Source organism: Pokkaliibacter plantistimulans (genome assembly GCF_003194385.1).
GTDB lineage: Bacteria > Pseudomonadota > Gammaproteobacteria > Pseudomonadales > Balneatricaceae > Pokkaliibacter > Pokkaliibacter plantistimulans.
In genome coordinates this window covers 66,955-87,862 of the sequence record NZ_LAPT01000022.1, presented here as the reverse complement: position 1 = coordinate 87,862, position 20,908 = coordinate 66,955, and the positions used below count along the sequence as shown (strand labels likewise).

Here is a 20,908-nt window from a genome sequence, read left to right as displayed (position 1 = left end):
ACACGCCATCCTTATCCGCAGATACAAAAGAAGTACGACACTTGATCGCGTTCGAATTTCAGGGAAAAACGGCCAAAGGACACTGGCTGGCGCTGAGCCTGGCACTGGCGTGCGGCACATCCGCTGCCAGTATTACGCCATTGCCGAATGACTCATCGACTGAGCCACCCGCAGCCACACTGGCAGCGCCCACCAAGCTGACACCGCCCAGCTGGCCACGGCCAATACCTGCCGGTCAGCAACACCCGGTACTGGTGCTGATCATTGATGATATGGGACAGAGCCTTGAGCGAGGCACAGCGGCGCTGAATCTGCCGGGCCCAATGACGTTTGCTTTCCTCCCCGGTACACCGCACGCCCGCGAACTGGCGATCAACGCCAAACGCAAAGGCCATGGTGTCATCCTCCATGCGCCGATGGCTAACCAGCACAACTTTCCGCTTGGCCCAGGTGGACTAACCCTGCAGCAGAGCCGCGAACAGCTGGAAAGCACCCTGAATGCCGATATTGCCGAAATTCCCGGTGTTGAAGGGGTCAATAATCATATGGGCAGCCTGCTGACTGAGCAGCCACAGCAAATGAGCTGGGTGATGGATACGCTCAAGCCGCACGGCCTGTATTTCCTCGACAGTCGCACCACGGCGAAGTCTGTTGCCACCGCTGCGGCGGTGAAACATCAGGTACCCTGGCTGCAACGCGATGTCTTTCTCGACGACAGTCAGAAAACCAGAGATATCGAGAAGCAGCTGGATCAGGCATTGGAGCTGGCTAAGAAGCGCGGCTATGCCGTAGCGATTGGTCACCCTTATCCAACCACACTGGAAGCACTGAAGCGTCGCCTGCCTGAGATCGACAAAGCTGGCTATCGTCAGCTGAGCACCACGCAGTTGCTGGCATGGCTGGAGCCCGGCAAACACAACATACCGACGCCCACCAGAATAGCCAGCGCCACAGAGCCGGCGCCAGCACCTATCAGCCCACCCTCAATCAGTGTTACGGAGCCGCTAAGCCTGCCCGCTCCCACGAATTGTCAGGGCTGGCGCGATGTTCACTATGCTACGCGTCTGCGTGGTAAACGTTTGAGCTGTCATTGGCAGGAGCAGACACCAGAGACTCTGGATAGCGGCTTGCAGGCCACATCAGGCTCAACGAGCAAAAGTAGCAAAGCTGCAGATCACAGCAGTGAAAACAGCGCCGACAAGGCCGCCGTTGCACCTGCCGTTAACCCCTTCCCCGCCCCTGCTGCCAGCGCCCAGTCAAAAGAAGTGAAAGAACTCGATGTCAAAGCGCAGTGAAACCTGCGCTTTAACGCTGTTTGCCGATCAGACTCAGGCAAACATTTCCTGAGCCTTGGCTTTGACCCGCGCCACTTCCTTGCTGATCACGCCCTTGGCTACCAGCTCCGCCAGCGCCTGATCCATGGTTTTCATGCCAAAGGTGGAGCCCGACTGAATCACTGAGTACATCTGCGCCACCTTATCCTCACGGATCAGGTTACGGATCGCGGGTGTTCCGATCAGGATTTCATGGGCGGCAACCCGACCACCGCCTTTACGCTTGAGCAGGGTCTGACTGATGACGCCTTCCAGCGACTCTGACAGCATCGAACGCACCATGCTTTTTTCTGCTGCCGGGAAGACGTCGATGATACGGTCGATGGTCTTCGAAGCCGAACTGGTGTGCAGGGTACCAAACACCAGGTGGCCGGTTTCCGCTGCGGTCAGCGCCAGACGGATGGTTTCCAGATCACGCATCTCACCGACCAGAATGATATCCGGGTCTTCCCTCAAGGCCGCACGCAGTGCGTTGGCAAAGCTATGGGTATCACGGTTCAGCTCACGCTGGTTGACCAGACTTTTCTTTGGCTCATGAACAAATTCCACCGGATCCTCGATGGTGAGGATATGGTGATGGAAGCTTTCATTGATGTAGTCCACCATCGCTGCCAGGGTCGTACTCTTACCCGAGCCGGTCGGACCGGTAACCAGTACCAGACCACGTGGCTTTTCTGACAGCTTGCGGAAGGTTTGCCCCAGCCCTAGGTCGTCCAGTGTCAGCACCTTGCTGGGGATGGTACGGAAGACCGCTGCACAACCACGATGCTGGTTGTAGACGTTGACCCTGAAACGCGCCAGATTGGGCAGCTCGAAGGAAAAGTCTTCCTCCAGATTCTGCTCAAAGTTATTGCGCTGACGGTCATTCATGATGGAGTAGGCCAACTCCAGCACCTGCTTGTTATCCAGCGGATCCATCTTGATACGGCGTACATCGCCGTCAACACGGATCATTGGCGGCTGCCCGGCAGAGAGGTGAAGGTCGGAGGCGTTTTGGTTGACGCTGAACGACAACAGCTCGGTTATATCCATCTTGATCACTTTCAATCAGGGGTGGCACGGGCAATAATACGGCCCTTGGAGCACACCGGGTTAACAGAGTTCGCAGATGAGTATTGCCGAAAATCTTCAGGATGTGTATCGCCGAATCCGGGCTGCCGAGTCAGCAGCCGGTCGTCAGCCGGGTAGCGTACAGCTACTGGCGGTCAGCAAAACCAAGCCCGCCGAAGCGGTGCGTGAGGCGTGGCAGGCAGGACAGCGCGCTTTCGGTGAAAACTATGTGCAGGAAGGTGTGGATAAAGTGCAGGCACTGGCTGATCTGGCCATCGACTGGCACTTCATCGGCCCGCTGCAGTCCAACAAGACCCGCATCGTTGCCGAACACTTTCACTGGGTGCACAGTGTTGACCGGCTGAAGATCGCCCAGCGCCTCAGCGAACAACGCCCTGCAGACCTCCCCCCGCTCAACCTTTGCCTGCAGATCAACATCAGTGGCGAAGACAGCAAGTCAGGCATCAGCCTCAGCGAACTACCCGCCCTGGCCCATACTGTCGCGACCCTGCCGAACATTCAGCTACGTGGTCTGATGTGCATTCCTGCGCCCTGTACTGATCCGGCACAACAACGCCTGCCATTTCAGCAGCTGGCTACGGCCCTCAACGCACTGCAGCACGATCTGCCGCAGCTGGACACCCTGTCGATGGGCATGACCGACGATATGGATGCGGCGATTGCGGAAGGGGCAACCTGGGTGCGCATCGGCACTGCCATCTTTGGTGCCCGTAACTATGCCTGATGCCCTGCAATATGCCTGATGCTCTGCAATAAGCGTATCCATCCGCTACAGGGCTGGAATACCACTATTCAACCCCATATAAGCAGCACGACCCGCACGGTCAGCCGCATCCGAGCAACCTCCCACTCTGCCGACAGGATGGGACACTAGAGACCAAGGATTCACTATGTCACAAGCGACTCTGGCTTTTATCGGTGCCGGTAATATGGCCAGCGCCATCATCGGCGGTCTGATTGCCAACGGTTACCCTGCCGACTTCATCCTGGCCAGTGACCGCACTCCAGCCAATCTGTTGCAGCTTTCAGACAAGTACGGCATCCGCACAGCGACCAGCAACATTGAAGCGGTACATGAAGCACAGGTGGTAGTACTGGCCGTCAAGCCTCAGGTACTGCGTGACGTTTGTATTGCCTTGCGCGGTCAGCTCAACCACAAGCCGCTGATTATCTCCATTGCGGCGGGAGTGACGCTGGAGTCGATGGCCGAGTGGCTGGGCAAGGATATGCCTATCGTGCGCTGCATGCCCAACACGCCAGCGATGCTGCAAGTCGGGGCCAGTGGCCTGTACGCCAACAGCCATGCCAGCGATGTCCAGCAGGTGCTGGCCGAGAAGATCCTCGCGGCTGTCGGTCTGGTGACCTGGGTGGATGAAGAATCCCAGCTGGATGCCGTCACCGCGGTCTCTGGCAGTGGTCCTGCCTACTTTTTCATGTTCATGGAAGCCATGGCGGCCGCGGGTGAAAAACTGGGGCTCAGCGCTGAACAGTCCATGCAGCTGACCATTCAGACTGCCCTCGGCGCCGCACGGATGGCCAAGGAAAGCGGTCTGCCGCCGGGCGAGCTGAAACGTCGGGTGATGTCACCTAAAGGTACCACCGAGCAGGCCGTGCAGACCTTTGAACAGGGTGGCCTGCATGAGTTAACCTTGTCCGCCATGCAGGCCTGCGCCCGACGCGCCGAAGAATTAGCCGCCGAAATGAAAAATCTCTAAGCGACCAGTGAGGGTGCCATGGGTAATGACCCTATCTATCTAATTGTTAACATCATTGGCGGTACCTATCTGTCGATCGTGCTGTTGCGCTTTCTGCTGCAGATGGCACGCGCAGACTATTACAACCCGATCTCACAGGCGATCGTAAAGGCCACCCAGCCATTGCTGGCACCGATGCGCCGTGCGGTCCCCAGTATTCGTGGTCTGGATACCTCATCCCTGCTACTGGCGCTGGCTGTGGAAGCGCTGATGGTGCTGATCATCGACTTCCGTGCCTACGGTGGCAGCCTGCCTGCGACCTATGTCGTGCTGTGCAGTCTGGCCGGGGTGGTCTACTCGCTGCTGCGTATCTACTTCTGGGCCATTCTGATCTCGGTCATCCTGAGCTGGGTCGCGCCCAATGCCGATCATCCCGGTGCACGACTGGTGATGCAGATTACCGAGCCGGTTTATCGCCTGTCGCGTAAAGTCATTCCACCACTGGGTGGTCTGGATCTGTCCCCGATTCTGATTTTTCTGGTCATCCAGCTAGTCCAGAGTCAGATACAACGTTTCGTGATTGTGTAAGCACAGAGAAATAACGGAGACAGACCGATGAGCTTCTTTGAATGGCGCGGACAGGACCTGCTACTGGTCTGCCATCTGCAACCCAAAGCCAGCAAGGATGAGATCGTCGGCCTGCACGGTGATGCGCTGAAAATCCGTATCACCGCTCCACCGGTGGAAGGCAAGGCCAACAGCCATCTGGTCAGATTTCTGGCCAGTGCCTTCGCCGTTACCCGAAAAGATGTCGAAATCGTTTCCGGCGAACTGAATCGTCACAAGCGCGTCTGTATCCATGGCCCGCTGACCGTTCCCGCCGTTGTTGAATCCATGATGCGCTCCTGATCCCTCGCGTCTGACGGCTCGGGTGCCGCCAGGCGCCTGCCGGTTCCGTTGCTAGAGGATATGAAGCCGAAATGAGTCATGATGCTACCGCGGATACTGCTGCCAGCCCGGCACAGTTGAACCTGCCCCCCGACAGTGTTGGTCTGGTCACGCCCCAGACCTTTGTCTTTGATGAGCCCCTTGAGCTGTCCTGCGGCCGCACGCTGGACCACTATCAGCTGATGGTGGAAACCTACGGCACTCTCAACGCCGATGCCTCCAACGCCATCCTGATCTGTCATGCCCTGTCTGGCCATCATCATGTTGCCGGTTATCACAGTCTGGAAGACCGTAAACCCGGCTGGTGGGATTCTGCCGTCGGTCCGGGCAAGCCCATCGACACCAACAAATTCTTTGTCGTCGGCCTGAACAATCTGGGCGGTTGTCATGGCAGCAGCGGGCCAACCAGCATCAATCCGGCGACCGGCCAGCCCTTCGGCCCGGACTTTCCTATCGTCACCGTCAAAGACTGGGTCACCGCTCAGGCTCGTCTGGCTGACCGTCTGGGTATTCAGCGCTGGGCCGTGGTCATCGGTGGCAGTCTGGGTGGCATGCAGGCCCTGCAGTGGAGCATCGACTACCCCGAGCGACTGGCCAATGCCATGGTCATCGCCTCGGCGCCCAAGCTGTCAGCGCAGAATATCGCCTTCAATGAAGTGGCCCGTCAGGCCATCAGCAAGGACCCGGAATTCCATCAGGGTCGCTATGCGGATCATCATTCCTACCCCAAGGTCGGGCTGATGCTGGCACGCATGGTGGGCCATATTACCTATCTGTCCGACGAGGCCATGCGCGAGAAGTTCGGCCGTGAGCTCAAACGCGGCAAGCTGTCGTTCGAGTTTGATGTCGACTTTCAGGTGGAAAGCTATCTGCACTATCAGGGCGAGCAGTTCTCCACCGCCTTTGATGCCAATGCCTACCTGCTGATGACCAAGGCGCTGGACTACTTCGACCCCGCCAGTGAATACGATGATGATCTGGCCGCCGCCCTCAGCCGTGCCCAGTGCCGCTTTATGCTGATGTCGTTCACCACCGACTGGCGTTTCTCACCCGAGCGTTCACGGGAAATCGTCAACGCGCTGGTCGTGGCCGGAAAAGACGTCAGCTATGCCGAAATCGACGCACCACAGGGCCATGATGCGTTCCTGCTGCCCATCCCGCGCTACATGGAACTGATGCAGACCTACCTTAACCGGGTAGCGTCGGATCTCAACATCATCCCCGCCGTACAAGGAGGACAGCCATGATGTTACGCCCCGATTTGCAACTGATTCAGCAGTGGGTACGACCAGGCACCCGCGTCCTTGACCTTGGCTGCGGTGACGGTGCCCTGCTCGACTACCTGAAACAGCACAAGCAGGTCTCCGGCTACGGTCTGGAAATCGATCCTGCCAATATTCGCCGCTGTGTCGACCGCGGCGTCTGTGTACTGGAGCAGAACCTCGACAAGGGGCTGGCCAACTTCCGTGACAACACCTTCGATATGGTGCTGATGAGCCAGGCACTGCAGACTCTGCACCGCCCGGATCAGGCGCTGGAGGAAATGCTGCGGGTGGGACGTGAATGCATTATCACCTTCCCCAACTTCGGCCACTGGCGCAACCGCCTGCATCTGGCAGGTATCGGCCGGATGCCAGTGTCGAAGTTTCTGCCCTACGAGTGGTACGACACCCCCAACATCCATTTCTGTACCTTCCGTGACTTCGAGCAACTCTGCCGAGAACGCGGTATCGCTATACTGGAACGTACGGTGGTGGACTCCGAGCATCAGGACAACTGGGCCAGCCGCTACCTGCCCAACCTGCTGGGCGAAGTGGCTATCTATCGGGTCAGCCGCTAATAAACAGGAGAGCGCCATGTTCCGACGCCGCGTTGACGATGATCTGAGTCTCGGCCTCTGTCTGCCGGACATGGCTATACCGTTGTTTGCCCTGATCGACAGTCAGCGCGCCTATTTACGCCAGTGGCTGCCCTGGGTTGACGATACCCACAGCAGTGATGACACCCTGGCCTTTCTGCGCCAGCAGTTACAACTGCTGGCAGAGCGTGAGGCCATGTCCCTAACTATTCTTTATCAGGGGCAGCTGGCTGGCTGTCTCGGCTTGCAGCAGGTGGACTGGCGTCTGCAGAGCGCCAAAATTGGCTACTGGCTGGCCGAGCCTTATCAGGGCAAAGGCATCATGCAACGCTGCCTGAGCCATTTGCTGGCACTGGCGTTCGAGGAGTGGCAGCTGGCTAAACTGGAAATCCGGGTAGCCAGCAGCAATCTGCGCAGCCGTCGTCTGCCCGAGGCGCTGGGCTTTCGCCACGAAGGCACGTTGCGTCGGGCTGAACGTCTGCAGCACGACTATGTCGACCATGAACTGTACGGTTTACTGCACGAGGAATGGCTGACCAGTAAGCGGTAAGTGAGTACACATCAGTGGAGAACGCTATGGCTATCCTGAACAGATTTACGCAATGGGGCGGTGTTGCCCTGCTGGCACTGTGCCTGACCTCCCCGGCAGTCGCTGAACAGAAACAGCAGTTCGGCGCCTACGAAGTCCACTACAACGCCTTCAACTCGACCTTTCTGCAGCCGGAAATAGCCCGTCAGTACCATCTGGTGCGCAGCAAGGAACGTGGATTACTGAATATCGCCGTGCTCAAGGACGGCAAGCCCGGCAAAACCATGATCAGCGGCTCGGTCAAAAACCTCGCTGGCCAGCGTGTCACGCTGACCTTTCAGGAAGTCACAGAACCCTCAGCGGTCTATTACCTGAGCGACTTCACCATCAGCAATGACGATCCCCTGGAGTTCAGCATCACCGTACGCCCCGATCCACAGGGAACGGCCCACGAACTGCATTTCACCCAGACATTTTTTCGCGACTGATGACGATAGCCTCACGGCTATCGCAATGAACAGTGGCGGGCACACCTGTCTGCACCGCCACCTCAAGACGTGGTTTCTATGCGAGAAGAGAAATCAGCGCAGGCCCGCGACGAAATGCGATAGCGCCTCAAATTTCTCAGGATCGTTGTCGACAAACACCACTTTGACGCTGATAAATTCGCTACTGGCCGAGCGCTCGCTGGCCTGCACGGAAAACACAAAGCCATTGACCCGCGCCACCTGCTTGCCGCCCTCCTGCTCGATATCCACCACTGCCGACTCCAGCACCTTGGGCACGCGTTCTTCGGTCTTTACCACCAGTGTCGCTTCCTGCAGGCTGATGTCCCTGATCATGCAGCGCACCGTGGCATTGTCCGGCAAACGCAGCTGCGCCAGGCCCTTGGGCACATTGCTGGCCGCCACCTTACGGCCACTGCCCGCACTTTTGCCAGCGGTCAGTACATTCACCGAGTCCGCCGCAACACCCTGAATCTTCGCTGCCTGGATAGCCTGAGCCTGCAACGGGTTGCCCTGTGCGGCCTGCAACGGCTGGTCATCACGGCGGGCCAGTACACGCAGGTCATGCTTCTTGGCCAGTACCTTGGCAACCTTGTTGAGCAGCTGTTCGTTACTGAATGGCTTGCCGATATAGTCCGTTACGCCACTCTGCACCGCCTGAATTACGTACTCCTTATCGATCCGGCTGGTAATCATAATGAAGGGCACCTGCTTGCAGCGATCCTGCCCACGCATCCACTGCAGCACTTCCAGCCCGCTCATTTCCGGCATTTCCCAGTCGCACAGGACGATATCGAAATCCACCTTGCCAAGAAGGTGCAACGCGCGCTTGCCGTTGACAGCTTCTTCTACCTCGATAGCAGGCAATTTGGATTTGATGACCCGTTTCACCAGGTCGCGGATAAAGCTGGCGTCGTCCACTACCAGCAGCCGTACATCTGCCATTGTTTCCCCTTACCTACCCCGCCCTGTGGCCGGGTACATCTTTCCTTTGCTCTCAGAGCCTGCTCACGCGCTCAGCCATGTAGCGCTTTCCTGCCCATCTTTTACCCTCTCAGGCAAAGCCCAGATGGTTATACAGACGGGCAAACAAACCGATCACCATAACGGTGATGCCAAGCTTGTACAGAAAATACTCCCTGGCCTGAAAGGCCACGGTCGGCCGCCAGAACACCATCAGTGACCGCCAGTCCTGAGTACGCACACCATACAGCAGCAAACCACTGACGATCATCATCAGTCCGGCCAGCAGCAGAATCGGTTCAAGCAGTGCAATCATGGCAATCTCCGGTGGCTACGCCACAGTCATTATTGTTATTGTCGTGCGGACAGAATTGATCCCGATTTGTAGCAGGATCAGGCCAAATAATCACGCCCTATTCTGTTCAAACAGGGTCTGCCCGCTTCCACATCCGCCAGATTCTGCAGTGTGGTCCCGGCAATGCTGTGCAATGCCTCCTCGGTAAAGAAACCCTGATGGCCAGTAATCAGCACATTGTGGAATGTCAGCAGGCGCTCAAACTGATCATCATGGATCACCTCGGACGACAGATCCTCAAAGAACAGATCACCTTCCTGCTCGTACACATCCAGCCCCAGATAACCGATCTTGCCGCTTTTCAGCGCGGCGATAACGGCCGCGGTATCAATCAGTCCACCACGGCTGGTGTTGATCAGCATCACCCCATCGCGCATCTGCGCCAGACTGTCGGCATTGATCAGGTAATGGGTTTCCAGTGTCAGTGGGCAATGCAGGGAAATCACATCCGCTTCGGCATAGAGCTGCTCCAGGGCAACCTGCGCAATCCCCAGGCTCGTCGCCTCGGCACTGGGGAACTTGTCATGGCCCAGCACCCGCATACCCATTCCCTGCAGAATCCGTGCAGTGGCCAGACCGATGCGGCCCAAACCCACTATACCTGCCGTGCGGCCATGAAAATTGAAGCCCAGCAGGCCGTGCAGGGCAAAGTTGCCATCCCGCACCCGCTGAAAGGAACGGTGATATTTACGATTGAGGGTCAGCATCAGGCCGACGCAATGCTCAGCCACCGACTCGGGTGAATAGGCAGGCACCCTGACGACACTGACGCCCAGGCGTTCTGCCGCCAGCAGATCAACATTGTTGAAACCAGCGCAGCGCAGCGCTATCACCTGCAGCCCATGGGTGGCCAGATCAGTCAGCACAGCCTCGGTCAGCTGATCATTGACGAACACACAGACTGCCGCAAAGCCGCGCGCCAGTTCGCAGGTTTCTTCATTCAGTCGCACTTTGAAAAACTGCAACTCATGTTGAAACTCCTGATTGGCCCGGGTCAGGAATTCACGGTCATAGGGTTTGCTTCCAAACACGGCAACACGCATGGACTTTCCTTCTCTCGTCAAACAGTTAGCACCGCAACAACTACACTCAATAACACCCCAGCGTCGGCCATCCGGCAGCGGGAGTGGTACTGGCAAGCATAACCTATGCGACCTAGGTATAAGGTCAGCGATTTGCGACAGTGCGCCGCCTCCCCTAAGAATAGATAAGGATTTTTTGATAAACGTCAGTATTTGTAGACGTTAACCACAACCGTTACCGCACTCATAAAAATAATAGCCATAACACTACCGACCGGATGCACGCCGTCCCGATTCGGTAACACGGGTACAGCCAGGGGGTTAACCATGAAAGCGATTCAAATCCATGCCTTCGGTGGCGCGGACGTGCTGCAGATTGACGAACTGCCCAGTCCGTTGCTGGAAGCCGATCACGTCATCGTCCGCAGCCAGGCGGCGGGAGTGAATCCCATTGACTGGAAAACCCGCGAAGGGGGCGGCGTAGCCAGCCTGTCCAACGGCCTGCCACTGATTCTGGGGTGGGAAATGGCTGGCGTGGTGGAATCAGCCTCCTCGGAAGTGACCATTTTCCAGCCCGGCGATGAAGTGATGGGCCTGCTCAACTTCCCGCAACCCGGCCGGTGCTATGCCGAAGAAGTCTCCGCCAATGCCGCCCACCTGGTGCACAAGCCCGATAACATCAGCTTTGTCGAAGCGGCGGCACTGCCACTGGCCGGTCTGACGGCGTGGCAGGCGCTGCATGACTATGCACACCTGCGTGCCGGGCAACGCGTGCTGATCCTCGCCGCCGCAGGGGGCGTTGGCCATCTGGCAGTGCAGTTTGCCAAACAGGCTGGCGCCGAAGTCATCGCCGTCGCGTCGGAGCGCAATCACGATTATCTGCGCCAACTGGGTGCCGACGCCTGTATCGATTACTGGAAAGTAGAACTGCAGGATGCCATTCGCGATGTCGATATCGTGCTGGATGGCGTCGGTGGCAGCAGTGGCGTCAAGGCACTGGCGGTACTCAAACACGATGGCGTACTCGTCACCCTGCCGTCAAAAACCGCGGAGGAAGTGGTAGAAGCGGCGTCCCAGCACGGCTATCGAGCTACCGGCATGCGGGTATTTCCTTCTGCCGATCAGTTACAGGAAATTGCCGATCTGGTGGAGGCCGGTAAGGTCAGGGTGGAAGTCTCCGCGACCTTTCCGTTCCAGCAGGTCAGGGAAGCGCATCAGCTCAGTGCCAGTGGCCGGGTGCGTGGCAAAATCGTCCTGACCTTCTGATCCCGCTCCGTTCATCACTGCCACCCCCTTGGTGTGGCAGTGACGGCAGATTCAGATTGCCGCCGGACGCACCCCTCTGGCGTGATCCATCACCTCCAGCCAGCTGTCGATGGGTTGCGGTCTGCCGTAGAAATAGCCCTGATAGTAATGACAGCCGTGCTGCCGCAGGAATTCGGCCTGTTCAGCGTTCTCCACACCTTCCGCCACTACGGACAGATTGAGATGGCGCGCCATGGCCAGAATCAGCACTACCAATGAGGCATCACTGGTGTCGCCGGGCAAATCACGAACAAAATCGCGATCAATCTTCAGCTCATCAATAGGCAGGCGCTTGAGATACACCAGTGACGAATAACCGGTGCCGAAGTCATCAATGGACAGCCGCACCCCCAGTTGCTGCAACGACTGCATCTTCAGCGCCACCTGCTCAAAGTCGGCGATCAGCAGGCTTTCTGTCACCTCCAGGGTCAAACGACTGGCGCCGATCTCGTGGTCGCGCAGCAGGCTGTCGATGCGGTCAAGAAATTCAGGATGGAGGAACTGCCGCACGCTGACATTGACCGAACAGTGCAGCCGCGGATGCTGTGCCATCAGAAGGCAGGTATGGTTCAGCACCCAGTCGCCCAGTTCGGCGATCAGGCCGTTCTCTTCCGCCACCGGGATAAACTCACCGGGCAGGATCAGCCCACGCTGGGGATGCTGCCAGCGCACCAGGGCTTCAAAGCTGCAAATCTGCCCGTTGCCGTCCACTTGCGGCTGCAGATACAGCACAAACTCATCTTTACTCAGTGCGTGGCGCAGCTCTTCACCCACGGTGAAACGATGTTCGATGCGCTCCCGCAGTGCCGGTTCGTACCAGCTGCAGGTGCCCCGCCCGGCATCCTTGGCCTGATACATGGCCATATCAGCACACTTGAGCAGATCTGCATGTACTTTCCATGTGTCACCGAACAGCACCGCGCCGACGCTGCACCCCAGTTTCACCTCGCGGGCATGCAGCGACACAGGCATGGCCATATGGCGCTGCAACTCCGCAATGCGCTGATCCGCATCGGCGCGGGCAATCGCCTCATCACTGCTCAGCTGCGTCATCACCAGCACAAACTCATCGCCGCCAAGGCGCGCCAGAATATCCCGCTCACGGGCATGACGACGCAGACGACCGGCCATGATCTGTAGCAGCTCATCGCCGGTCGCATGGCCGAAAACATCATTGATGGTCTTGAAGTAGTCCAGATCGATAAACAGCAGCGCGCCGTGATGACCAGTCACACTCAGCTGCTGAATCACCTCCGGCAGGCGCTGGTTAAGCTGGATACGGTTGGGTAACTGCGTCAGGGAATCGAAGAAGGCCAGACTCTCGATGCGCGCCTCGGCCTGTTTGCGCGCGGTGATATCACGACTGATGCCCAGCAGACCGACCAGCTTGCCAGAGGCATCATGCAGCGGTGCCTTGAGCGTATCCAGCAGCACCTGACGACCATCGGGATAGCGCACTTCCTCCTCATTGGAGCGGGGGATGCCTGCCCGCATCATGCGTTCGTCATAGCTGCGGAACATGGCTGCCAGCTCTGCACCGAACATGTCTGCATCGGTGCGGCCGACAATGCGGTCGCGGTCACGGCCAACAAAGTGAGTAAACGCCAGATTACAGCCGAGATAGACCCCTTGCGGGTCTTTGAAGAACACCAGATCCGGGATGGAATCCAGCAAGCCACCGAGCAGGATAGTCTGCCGTGTCAGTTCCTTCTCGACGTGCCGACGACGACGCACATTGACCAGCAGCCACAGCATCACCACCAGAGTGACTGCCAGCGCGGCCATCAGCATACGGGTGTAACGCACCTGGGTTTGCAGCAGTTCGCTGTTGCGCGCCTCCACCATCGACTCCAGCTTGCCGGTATAGGTCAGCAGCTGGTCGCGGGCCAGTGGTTGCCCGGTGACATCAATCAGCACTGAAAACAATGCTTTACCACCGTTGTTGAGCTGTACGGGCCAGGAGTTGACCTGCATGGTACGGATATCACCGTTGGCCAGTCGATGGGGGAAGATGAAGTAGTTGCGCTTTTCCTTCAGCGCGCGCTGGCGCTCGGCGGCCACCTCAGCAGGATCAAGACTGTTGATCTGATCAATGCTCATGCGTGCCAGCTGTTCGCCACTGTAACCATAGAAATGAATAGCAGCCGGGTTGGCAGCAAGAATACGACCAGACTCAGGATCAATCAGCATCATCGGTGTCCTGCTTTGCTGCAACACATCCACCGGAAAAGCGATGATGCTCTGCACGGGCGTCTCCGCCCCGGAACGTCCTGTCAGGCTCAGCCAGACAAGGACACACGCCACCACTCTTATCCACCCCATGCGGAAAGACCCTGAATACCAATGCCACCCTCGTGGTTGATTTCCCTTCGTCAGACGGTGACTTTCTTCATTTTGCTGCCAAAATACGTCCCGACTCTGGCCAGCGTGTCTAGGCAATTTACATAGTAGAAGAAGCTGAGGCGATTGCGGCTGATGCCAGTGCATAAAAGGTCAAGATGACGTGAATAGTCAGTTAAATGACAGAACAAGAGACCCGTGTCCGCAGCCTGTGCACAGGGTCCGCAAACCGTTGCACGCCACACCGGAGCATGTCGGGTATGGCGCGGCTCCCAGACCGGAGACATCATGCCGTCGCTGATCATTGGACTGGCCAGTGCCAGCCTGATTGTACTGAACACCCTGATCGGCATCGTTCCGATGCTGATCCTGGCCCTGCTCAAAGCCCTGCTGCCGGTACCCGCTCTGCGTCGGCGTTGTGGTACCGGCGTACGCTGGATCGCCCGTTGCTGGGCACTGGCCAATCGGCGAATATTGCACGCGCTGACCGACACCGAATGGGATATTCGGGGTCGTGAGCACATCCTGCCGCAACGCTCGACCCTGATTATCTGTAACCATCAGAGCTGGGTGGATATTCCTGCACTGATGGAGCTGATGCTGGAAAAGGCACCGTTCTTTACCTTCTTCCTCAAACGCGAGCTGTTCTGGGTCCCTCTGCTGGGGCTGGCATGGTGGGCACTGGATTACCCCTTCATGCGCCGCTACAGCCGTGCTGAACTGGAACGGCGCCCGCAACTGCGTGGCAAAGACCTGGAGATTACCCGCATCGCCTGTGACAAACTGCGCGACCGCAAGGTCACCCTGATCAACTACGTGGAAGGCACGCGCTTTACCCAGCACAAACATGATCAGCAGCAGTCCCCCTTCAGCCATCTGCTGAAACCAAGAGCGGGAGGGGTGGCCTTTGTGCTGTCCGCCATGCACCAGCAGATCGATACGGTGCTGGACGTCACCATTGTCTATGCCGATGGCAGCGTGCCCAGTTTCTGGCATCTGCTGTCCGGGCAGATTGGTCGGGTGGTGATGGAGGTCCGCGCCATTCCGGTGCCGGATGCGTTGCGGGAGGGAGATTATCAGCAGGATGAATCCTTCCGCGCGGCCTTTCAGGACTGGATCAACAGCCTGTGGCATCACAAGGATCAGCGCATCACCGCCCTCAGGCAGCAGGCGCAGGGCTGATTCTGTTGGTTAAGAACGGGCTCTGAGATCAGCGGCGGCGGGAGTACAGACCTATCAGGCACAACACAAACCCCGCCAGCGCTGCCAGCATCGACAGGTTGACCAGCAGCGGATAGCGCTCGGCGAAAGGCACAAAGGGCATCGTGACAGCAAAGGTGCACTCATGCAGCTGGTAGTCATATTGCCCTCCTTGCAGGATGCACTCGTTGACGCTGCCGAACTCGTGCCAGTACACCCCCATCAACAGTAGCAATGGTGCTATCAGCAACACCAAACCCCAGCGCAACATCACCTTCCTGCCCCCTATCTGCAAAGCGCGGCAATGCTAGCACATCTTGCGGGAATGACGTTTTGCCGCAACCACCCCAAAGGCGCCAATCTGGCTGTCTGCTGATCTGCACAGGTCTGCCGACATGACGAGCGGTGCTGACAGCTGGACCGTTATAGCTAATGTTCTGCCCGCCCCTATCATCGGGCGAAAGAAATGCAACGCAATTTCCACGGGGACAGGCAGTGAGTTGAACCTGTTTCCGCTACCAATGAGAACTCAGCTTGCACCGCCGATGGAAAACCAATCATTCAGCAGTGCAGCACCACTTTGATCAAAGATGTTGCATCTGCCAGTGTCTACTGTGCTCCCCGGAAGATTACAGAACTCATTAGATGAAGTGAGGTTGACTGCTGTGCAACACATTATCAATGCATGTCTCCATCAACCAGAAACTGGCACTGCTGCGTGGCCAGATGACCGTGGTAATGATCCTGATCGCCAGCTACAGGCTGATCATGCTGCGTGGCCAGATGCTGACGGAACACCAGTAGCAAAATAAGGACATTGTCGAACAGGCCGAGAGCCAGGTCAGCCCTTAGTAGCTGACACGCGGCAGATCGTGAGCACGTGCTCAGCACAACGGGGCAACGATCCGCTCTGCCCCGTCTTACCTTATACCCGCTGGGTATTTCCCTTCCTGTTGCGTGCGGCTAACGGCCCGCGCTCTGAATAGTAGTGGTAACAGTGGCCATCAGTGGCCATGGTAACCGGAACCCGGTCCACCGCCGCCGCCCCAGTGACCGCCACCACCTCCACCGCCGCCACCATCATGTGGTCCCCACGGGAACCAGGGATAGCAGCCACCCAGTGTCAGGCCCAGCAACGCCACGGCAGACAACATCAACATCTTTTTCTTCACGATTCTCTCCTCGCACCATCTGACGCGGTGTGCGCGATGATGCCACAGCCGTCAACAGCATAGCGGCAGTGCTGTATAGAGAGTGTAAAGGGCAGCATGGGTGCGTAGCAGTGGAGGTATGGGCTGAAGCAGAGATTGCAGGTCGTGTCGGCCACGTAACAACAGATTAACGTGGCCGACACCGACGCGCTGGAGAGACGCGCATGAGGGGAGTAACAGGCTTAATACACGTCGCGCAGATAGCGCTTTTCCATCCGCAACCTGAGCAGATAGCGCCCGGCATCCGCCACGCTCATGCCGCCGCCTTCCACCAGCACCTGACGTAGCGCCCGGTCCACATCAGCGGCCATGCGGGTCTTGTCGCCACAGACGTAGATAGAAGCACCGTTTTCCAGCCAGGCGAACACCTCGGCAGCGTGTTGCAGCAACAGGTGCTGGACGTAGACAGACTCTGCCTGATCACGGGAGAACGCCAGATCCAGACGGGTCAGCTCCTTGCGCAGCTGCCAGCGCAGCAGGTCCGCCTGATAAAGATAATGGCTGGCGCGATGGCGCTCGCCGAAGAACAGCCAGTTACGACCACGGGCCTGCAGCTGTTCACGCTCATGCAGAAAGGCTCTGAAAGGCGCGATACCGGTACCCGGACCAATCATGATGACATCGCGATCAGGGTCTTCCGGCAGACGGAACAGCGGGCTGGGCTGCAGGAATACAGGAACCTTCGCACCCAGCGGCAAGCTGGCCAGCCAGCCTGAGGCAGTACCCTGCACAGTGGCACCCTGCTTGCTGTAGCTCAGGGTGGCGACGGTCAGATGTAACTCATCAGGATGGCTCAGCGGACTGGCACTCAGCGAATAGTAACGGGGCAACAAGCCGCTCTGCCGGGCCAGCAGCTGCAACGGATCAACCTGCCCTACCACGCGGCGCAGTACCTCGGCCAGATCAGTCGTGAACTGGAACTGACACAGGGCCTGCACCTGACTGGGATGCAGCAGGGCCTGTAACCATTCGGCCCCGGTAATCTCAGCCAGCCACTGCAACATGGTCTGGCCGGGGGTTGTCAGCTCGATATACCGGCTCAGCAACTCAGCAACGGGGCCATCATGGCCATCGGCACGGCGGCAGTATTCATTGCCCTGCAAGCCCGCCGCTGCCAGCACCTCATCGACCCGCTGACGGCTGTTGACCGGCATCACCCCGATACTGTCACCCGCCTGATAATGTATCCCGGCACCGCTGATATTCAGTACATAGTGGCGTACGTCCTTGTCAGCCGTAGCGGAGGTCAAACGGTGCTGATGCGTCAGCGTCGCCAGAAAAGGCTCTCTGGCACTGTAGGTCTTGCTGAAGGCCAGCAGCTTTTCCGGTACCGCCAGCCCAAGGCGTGGCAGCAAGCGGCTGAGCCACTGGTTATAGGTTGGCTGAAAACTGGTATCGGCCTCGAACAGGGGCACCAACACATGGGCACCCTGCTCCGCCAGCAGTCGATAGAGATCACGACCGGCCTGACAGAACGAATCGTAGGCACGGTCTCCCAGCGCCAGCACCGCCATCTGTTTTTCCTGCACCTGCAGCCGTTTGGCTTTCAGTTCGCTGAGGAAATGCCCGCCGTTGGAGGGAATATCACCGGCACCATAGGTGCTGCTGATCAGCAGCAGAATATCGGCGTGCGCCACCTGGGCTGCCAGATCGTCAAGACTCAGGCAGGTAATGGCGGGCGTCTGGGAGGGTAGTTGCTGCTGGAACTGATCGTGCAGCAGTTGGGTCAGATGTCTGGCCAGCGTTTCGGCATTACCCGATTCGCTGGCATAACCGACCGCAATAGAGGGCGTTGCGGCCATGGGTGTTACTCGTCGTCAGAGATCCCGATGGCACTTACGCCTTCATTGACAGCCGCTGCACGCAGCTCGTCGATCCAGGCAGCATCCACCTTGGTGTGCTGCTTCAGCTCATCCAGCAACCAGGCAACGTATTCGTCCTGCTGCTGAGTCAGCTCATGGGTATTGATTAGACGTACCAGCTCTTCGTCGGACAGGTCGTCATTGGGTGCCGTGAACTCGACAAAACCGGCGATGCATTCCTGCACTACCTGTGCCGAAGAGGCAGCATCGGCGGCTTCGCCGCTTTCCAGTGCATTCAGCGCGGTGTTCAGAGCGACACAGGAGTCCAGTGCGGCGTGAGCGCCGTACATATCGAACTCACGCAGGTCAGGAGTGACGCTGTCCAGCTCGTCCAGCAACTCTTCCACATGTACCACGTTGCGGCGGCCCGCCAGCTTGTCCCAGGTTTTGTCCAGTGCGTTGCGCAGCACCGCTACATCACCGAATTCGGCGACCCGCGCAAACAGGGCATAGTTGGGAAAAAGGCGTTCTGCCATGGAGACCGCGAACAGGGCGCGCTGCCATTCCGGGCGCTGTTCCAGTAATTGTTCGAGATCATCAAGCTGATACATTGAAGAGACACTCCGGCGGGTATTCATTGGACGGGCATTTTACCCCAGTAGCCAATCACGGGTACAGGCTGAATGATCAGAGAATGAGCAGAAATCGTGCCGGACCGGTGCCGATCAGGCGCTTTTCTGCCTTCTTGCCCCGCACTGCAAAAGCACACCGAATCCACACGGTGGAGACTGGGATCACAGTGCTAGCATGCCCTCATTCTTCATCACGCAGGAATGGACCATGCGCACACTGATCAGCAGCCTCGCCCTTACTTTCTTTGCCTTTATCCTGTGGATCATCTATCAGGCCGATACCGGCGCCAGTAACCTCTTTCTCGACTTTGTCCGCCGTACGCCCTACGCCGACAAGGTCGGCCATCTGGGCCTGTTTGGCCTGCTCACCCTGCTGGTCAATCTGGCCAGTGCCTGCCGCGGAATACGCTGGCAGCGCCTGACCTTACCCTACGGCACACTGGCAGTGCTGAGCTTCGTACTGCTGGAAGAACTGAGCCAATACTTCTTCCCTTCCCGCACCCTTGATGGCAAGGATCTGCTGGCCGACGCACTGGGCATTGCAGCCTTCACCTGGCTGAGCCTAGTGCTGCACCGGCAGCTAACGGGAAGGCGCATGCAAGCCTGACCCACCGGTGATGTGCTCAGACCTTGTCGCTGCCAATGGCTGGCCGCGTTGCCGTTCAGCCCTTGCGTTCAATCCTGTTACCCGGCGCCACAACCCAGCAGCGTGGATGGGCGTCGAACCCGACCTTGGGGTAATAGTCCTGTGCGGCGGGAGCGGCCAGCAGAATCAGCGTGCACTTTGGCCCCAGCTGCTGACGGGTCAGCTCCATCAGCGCGATGCCTATCCCCTGATGCTGACAGGCCTTGTCTACCGCCAGATCAGACAGATAACAGCAGTAGTGGAAGTCAGTCACAGCGCGCGATACCCCTACCAGAGTTTCGCCATCCCAGGCGGTGATCAGCAGATCGGCATGATCAAGCATGCCCTGAATGGTGGTACGGTCATCCACCGGGCGGCGCTCACCCAGACTGGAGCGATTCAGAACATCAATAAACTGATCGGCAGTGAGTGTGCGATCCAGATGGTACTGCAGAGTGGACGTGGACATGGCAGCCCCTTGCTATACGGCATAAATGCGGAGTGATTCGGAACAGAACGTCTGGAAATGTCTGAAGGCCCGATCAAGAACGTGTGATCGATCTCACGAGCAGAGGCCAAACACAGCAAAAAAGCGCTCAGGAAGCCGTGTGCTGGTGGCAAAACCGAGCATTCCGCTGATCTTTCATGCGATTAGGCCGACGCGCAGCACAGCATGAACAGGCACTCAGGTCAATGCAGCTGCTGTATCCACGTTGCCACCTGCTGGACAAAGGCAGCTTCCTGCCCACGGTAGCCGTGGGCTGACAGCGAGTCGCAGTGAGCGCTGTTGCCCTCGCCACCATCGACATACGCCAGCCGGGTCGGCGCCAGCGGCATCCGAGCCATCATCTGTGCCGCACCACTGGCCGGAGTGACCGGGCACTGATCATCATGGTTGGCCACAATCAGGGTGGGCAGTGCTACCTGCTGCAGGCCTGCATCAAATACCGTCTCGTGACTGCCACCCGGCACCGTAACAGGCTCACTGAGTACCACGCCGTGCAGGCGTGCAGCCAGATGGGCGGCGCCATTGACGGCAGCAATCGAGCCCTGACTGGTTCCCAGCAGAATCACCGGTGCAGCAGTCTGACCTGCTATACGGTCCAGCCAGCGGTTGAGGTACGCCAGATAGGCAGAGGAGGATCGCTGACCGCGCAGGCTATGGCGATCAGGTGCATCGGGCAGCAGCACGGCATAGCCACGCGCCAGCCAGTCACGACGGGTGCGCACCAGCACATTGGCGCGGTGAGCCAGATGACCATCCGCTGTCAGCCCCAGCTGTCCGGTACCGCCGATCAGCATCAGCAGGACCGCACGCGGATGAGCAGGGCTTAAATACAGGGCACGCGCGGTGCTGCCCGACAGGGTCAACACCGCAGAGGTATAAGCCGGTTCCGTTAGCGGGGCAGCATGGGCTGCGGCGGCCATCGCAATAAGCAGCGGCGCCAGCAACGTGCCGTACCCCCTTTGTTTTCCCAGCCCCATAGATTTCCCAGCCCCATAGTTTGCCCCG

24 protein-coding genes are annotated in these 20,908 nt (G+C 58.3%); 13 read left to right on the top strand and 11 right to left on the bottom strand.

All coding sequences use genetic code 11. The features are described from left to right. Positions 1–41 precede the first annotated feature (41 nt). Entirely contained in the window at positions 42–1,295 is a 1,254-nt protein-coding gene (locus WH50_RS05830; RefSeq protein WP_110186476.1) for a divergent polysaccharide deacetylase family protein, read from the top strand. A gap of 33 nt (positions 1,296–1,328) precedes the next feature. On the opposite strand, the gene WH50_RS05825 is transcribed toward WH50_RS05830, so the two are convergent. Then, positions 1,329–2,366 (bottom strand): type IV pilus twitching motility protein PilT, encoded by a 1,038-nt coding sequence (locus tag WH50_RS05825; RefSeq protein WP_110186500.1) that lies wholly within the window; start codon positions 2,364–2,366, stop codon positions 1,329–1,331. Between the two features lie 76 nt (positions 2,367–2,442). Here WH50_RS05825 and WH50_RS05820 point away from each other — a divergent pair, with 76 nt between their 5' ends. The 8 genes from WH50_RS05820 to WH50_RS05785 all read left to right on the top strand — a co-directional run bounded on the left by WH50_RS05820 (position 2,443) and on the right by WH50_RS05785 (position 7,922). Then, positions 2,443–3,129, top strand: coding sequence for a YggS family pyridoxal phosphate-dependent enzyme (locus WH50_RS05820; protein WP_110186475.1), 687 nt, complete (start codon positions 2,443–2,445; stop codon positions 3,127–3,129). Positions 3,130–3,295: 166 nt separating this feature from the next. Then, on the top strand, positions 3,296–4,120 hold the full coding sequence (gene proC / locus WH50_RS05815) for a pyrroline-5-carboxylate reductase (RefSeq protein ID WP_110186474.1): 825 nt from the start codon (positions 3,296–3,298) through the stop codon (positions 4,118–4,120). Positions 4,121–4,138: 18 nt separating this feature from the next. Then, complete coding sequence (locus tag WH50_RS05810) at positions 4,139–4,687, top strand: YggT family protein (protein ID WP_110186473.1); 549 nt, start codon at positions 4,139–4,141, stop codon at positions 4,685–4,687. A gap of 27 nt (positions 4,688–4,714) precedes the next feature. Further along, positions 4,715–5,008, top strand: coding sequence for a DUF167 family protein (locus WH50_RS05805; RefSeq protein ID WP_104155044.1), 294 nt, complete (start codon positions 4,715–4,717; stop codon positions 5,006–5,008). A gap of 71 nt (positions 5,009–5,079) precedes the next feature. After that, the gene (gene metX, locus WH50_RS05800) at positions 5,080–6,294 is read left to right on the top strand and encodes a homoserine O-succinyltransferase MetX (RefSeq protein WP_110186472.1); all 1,215 of its coding nucleotides are present in this window, start codon (positions 5,080–5,082) and stop codon (positions 6,292–6,294) included. Further along, positions 6,294–6,887: a methionine biosynthesis protein MetW gene (metW, locus tag WH50_RS05795; RefSeq protein WP_207780198.1), complete on the top strand. Its 594-nt coding sequence runs from the start codon at positions 6,294–6,296 to the stop codon at positions 6,885–6,887. Before metX ends, metW begins: the two co-directional genes overlap by 1 nt. A gap of 16 nt (positions 6,888–6,903) precedes the next feature. After that, positions 6,904–7,455, top strand: coding sequence for a GNAT family N-acetyltransferase (locus WH50_RS05790; RefSeq protein WP_110186470.1), 552 nt, complete (start codon positions 6,904–6,906; stop codon positions 7,453–7,455). Positions 7,456–7,481: 26 nt separating this feature from the next. Continuing rightward, complete coding sequence (locus WH50_RS05785) at positions 7,482–7,922, top strand: DUF4426 domain-containing protein (RefSeq protein WP_110186469.1); 441 nt, start codon at positions 7,482–7,484, stop codon at positions 7,920–7,922. Between the two features lie 93 nt (positions 7,923–8,015). On the opposite strand, the gene WH50_RS05780 is transcribed toward WH50_RS05785, so the two are convergent. The 3 genes from WH50_RS05780 to WH50_RS05770 form a co-directional block, all read right to left on the bottom strand. Further along, positions 8,016–8,885, bottom strand: a complete 870-nt coding sequence (locus tag WH50_RS05780; protein WP_110186468.1) for a response regulator — start codon at positions 8,883–8,885, stop codon at positions 8,016–8,018. A gap of 109 nt (positions 8,886–8,994) precedes the next feature. Further along, on the bottom strand, positions 8,995–9,219 hold the full coding sequence (locus tag WH50_RS05775) for a hypothetical protein (RefSeq protein WP_110186467.1): 225 nt from the start codon (positions 9,217–9,219) through the stop codon (positions 8,995–8,997). Positions 9,220–9,296: 77 nt separating this feature from the next. Beyond that, a complete protein-coding gene (locus WH50_RS05770) occupies positions 9,297–10,301 on the bottom strand; it encodes a 2-hydroxyacid dehydrogenase (RefSeq protein WP_110186466.1) in 1,005 nt (334 codons plus the stop codon). Between the two features lie 306 nt (positions 10,302–10,607). On the opposite strand from WH50_RS05770, the gene WH50_RS05765 reads away from it, so the two are divergent. Beyond that, a complete protein-coding gene (locus tag WH50_RS05765) occupies positions 10,608–11,546 on the top strand; it encodes an NADP-dependent oxidoreductase (protein WP_110186465.1) in 939 nt (312 codons plus the stop codon). A gap of 51 nt (positions 11,547–11,597) precedes the next feature. On the opposite strand, the gene WH50_RS05760 is transcribed toward WH50_RS05765, so the two are convergent. Beyond that, on the bottom strand, positions 11,598–13,889 hold the full coding sequence (locus WH50_RS05760; protein WP_207780194.1) for a sensor domain-containing protein: 2,292 nt from the start codon (positions 13,887–13,889) through the stop codon (positions 11,598–11,600). Between the two features lie 324 nt (positions 13,890–14,213). Here WH50_RS05760 and WH50_RS05755 point away from each other — a divergent pair, with 324 nt between their 5' ends. Next, positions 14,214–15,107 (top strand): acyltransferase, encoded by an 894-nt coding sequence (locus WH50_RS05755; protein WP_110186499.1) that lies wholly within the window; start codon positions 14,214–14,216, stop codon positions 15,105–15,107. Positions 15,108–15,135: 28 nt separating this feature from the next. Here WH50_RS05755 and WH50_RS05750 read toward each other — a convergent pair whose 3' ends face one another. Beyond that, on the bottom strand, positions 15,136–15,396 hold the full coding sequence (locus WH50_RS05750; RefSeq protein ID WP_110186463.1) for a hypothetical protein: 261 nt from the start codon (positions 15,394–15,396) through the stop codon (positions 15,136–15,138). A 410-nt stretch (positions 15,397–15,806) separates the two neighbouring features. Between WH50_RS05750 and WH50_RS27115 the strand changes: the two genes are divergently transcribed. Beyond that, positions 15,807–15,929 carry a hypothetical protein gene (locus WH50_RS27115; protein WP_279305906.1) on the top strand — a complete coding sequence of 41 codons (123 nt, stop codon included), beginning with the start codon at positions 15,807–15,809 and terminating at the stop codon, positions 15,927–15,929. Between the two features lie 200 nt (positions 15,930–16,129). Here WH50_RS27115 and WH50_RS26295 read toward each other — a convergent pair whose 3' ends face one another. The 3 genes from WH50_RS26295 to WH50_RS05740 form a co-directional block, all read right to left on the bottom strand. Then, positions 16,130–16,297, bottom strand: coding sequence for a hypothetical protein (locus WH50_RS26295; protein ID WP_165838313.1), 168 nt, complete (start codon positions 16,295–16,297; stop codon positions 16,130–16,132). A 221-nt stretch (positions 16,298–16,518) separates the two neighbouring features. Then, complete coding sequence (locus WH50_RS05745) at positions 16,519–18,138, bottom strand: diflavin oxidoreductase (protein ID WP_110186462.1); 1,620 nt, start codon at positions 18,136–18,138, stop codon at positions 16,519–16,521. A gap of 5 nt (positions 18,139–18,143) precedes the next feature. Then, positions 18,144–18,749 (bottom strand): DUF416 family protein, encoded by a 606-nt coding sequence (locus WH50_RS05740; protein ID WP_165838316.1) that lies wholly within the window; start codon positions 18,747–18,749, stop codon positions 18,144–18,146. Positions 18,750–18,978: 229 nt separating this feature from the next. Here WH50_RS05740 and WH50_RS05735 point away from each other — a divergent pair, with 229 nt between their 5' ends. Next, complete coding sequence (locus tag WH50_RS05735) at positions 18,979–19,377, top strand: VanZ family protein (protein ID WP_110186460.1); 399 nt, start codon at positions 18,979–18,981, stop codon at positions 19,375–19,377. 55 nt (positions 19,378–19,432) lie between these two features. Here WH50_RS05735 and WH50_RS05730 read toward each other — a convergent pair whose 3' ends face one another. Both WH50_RS05730 and WH50_RS05725 read right to left on the bottom strand, forming a co-directional pair. Next, a complete protein-coding gene (locus WH50_RS05730) occupies positions 19,433–19,864 on the bottom strand; it encodes a GNAT family N-acetyltransferase (protein ID WP_104155060.1) in 432 nt (143 codons plus the stop codon). Positions 19,865–20,085: 221 nt separating this feature from the next. After that, positions 20,086–20,880: an alpha/beta hydrolase gene (locus tag WH50_RS05725; RefSeq protein ID WP_133251254.1), complete on the bottom strand. Its 795-nt coding sequence runs from the start codon at positions 20,878–20,880 to the stop codon at positions 20,086–20,088. Positions 20,881–20,908: the final 28 nt, after the last annotated feature.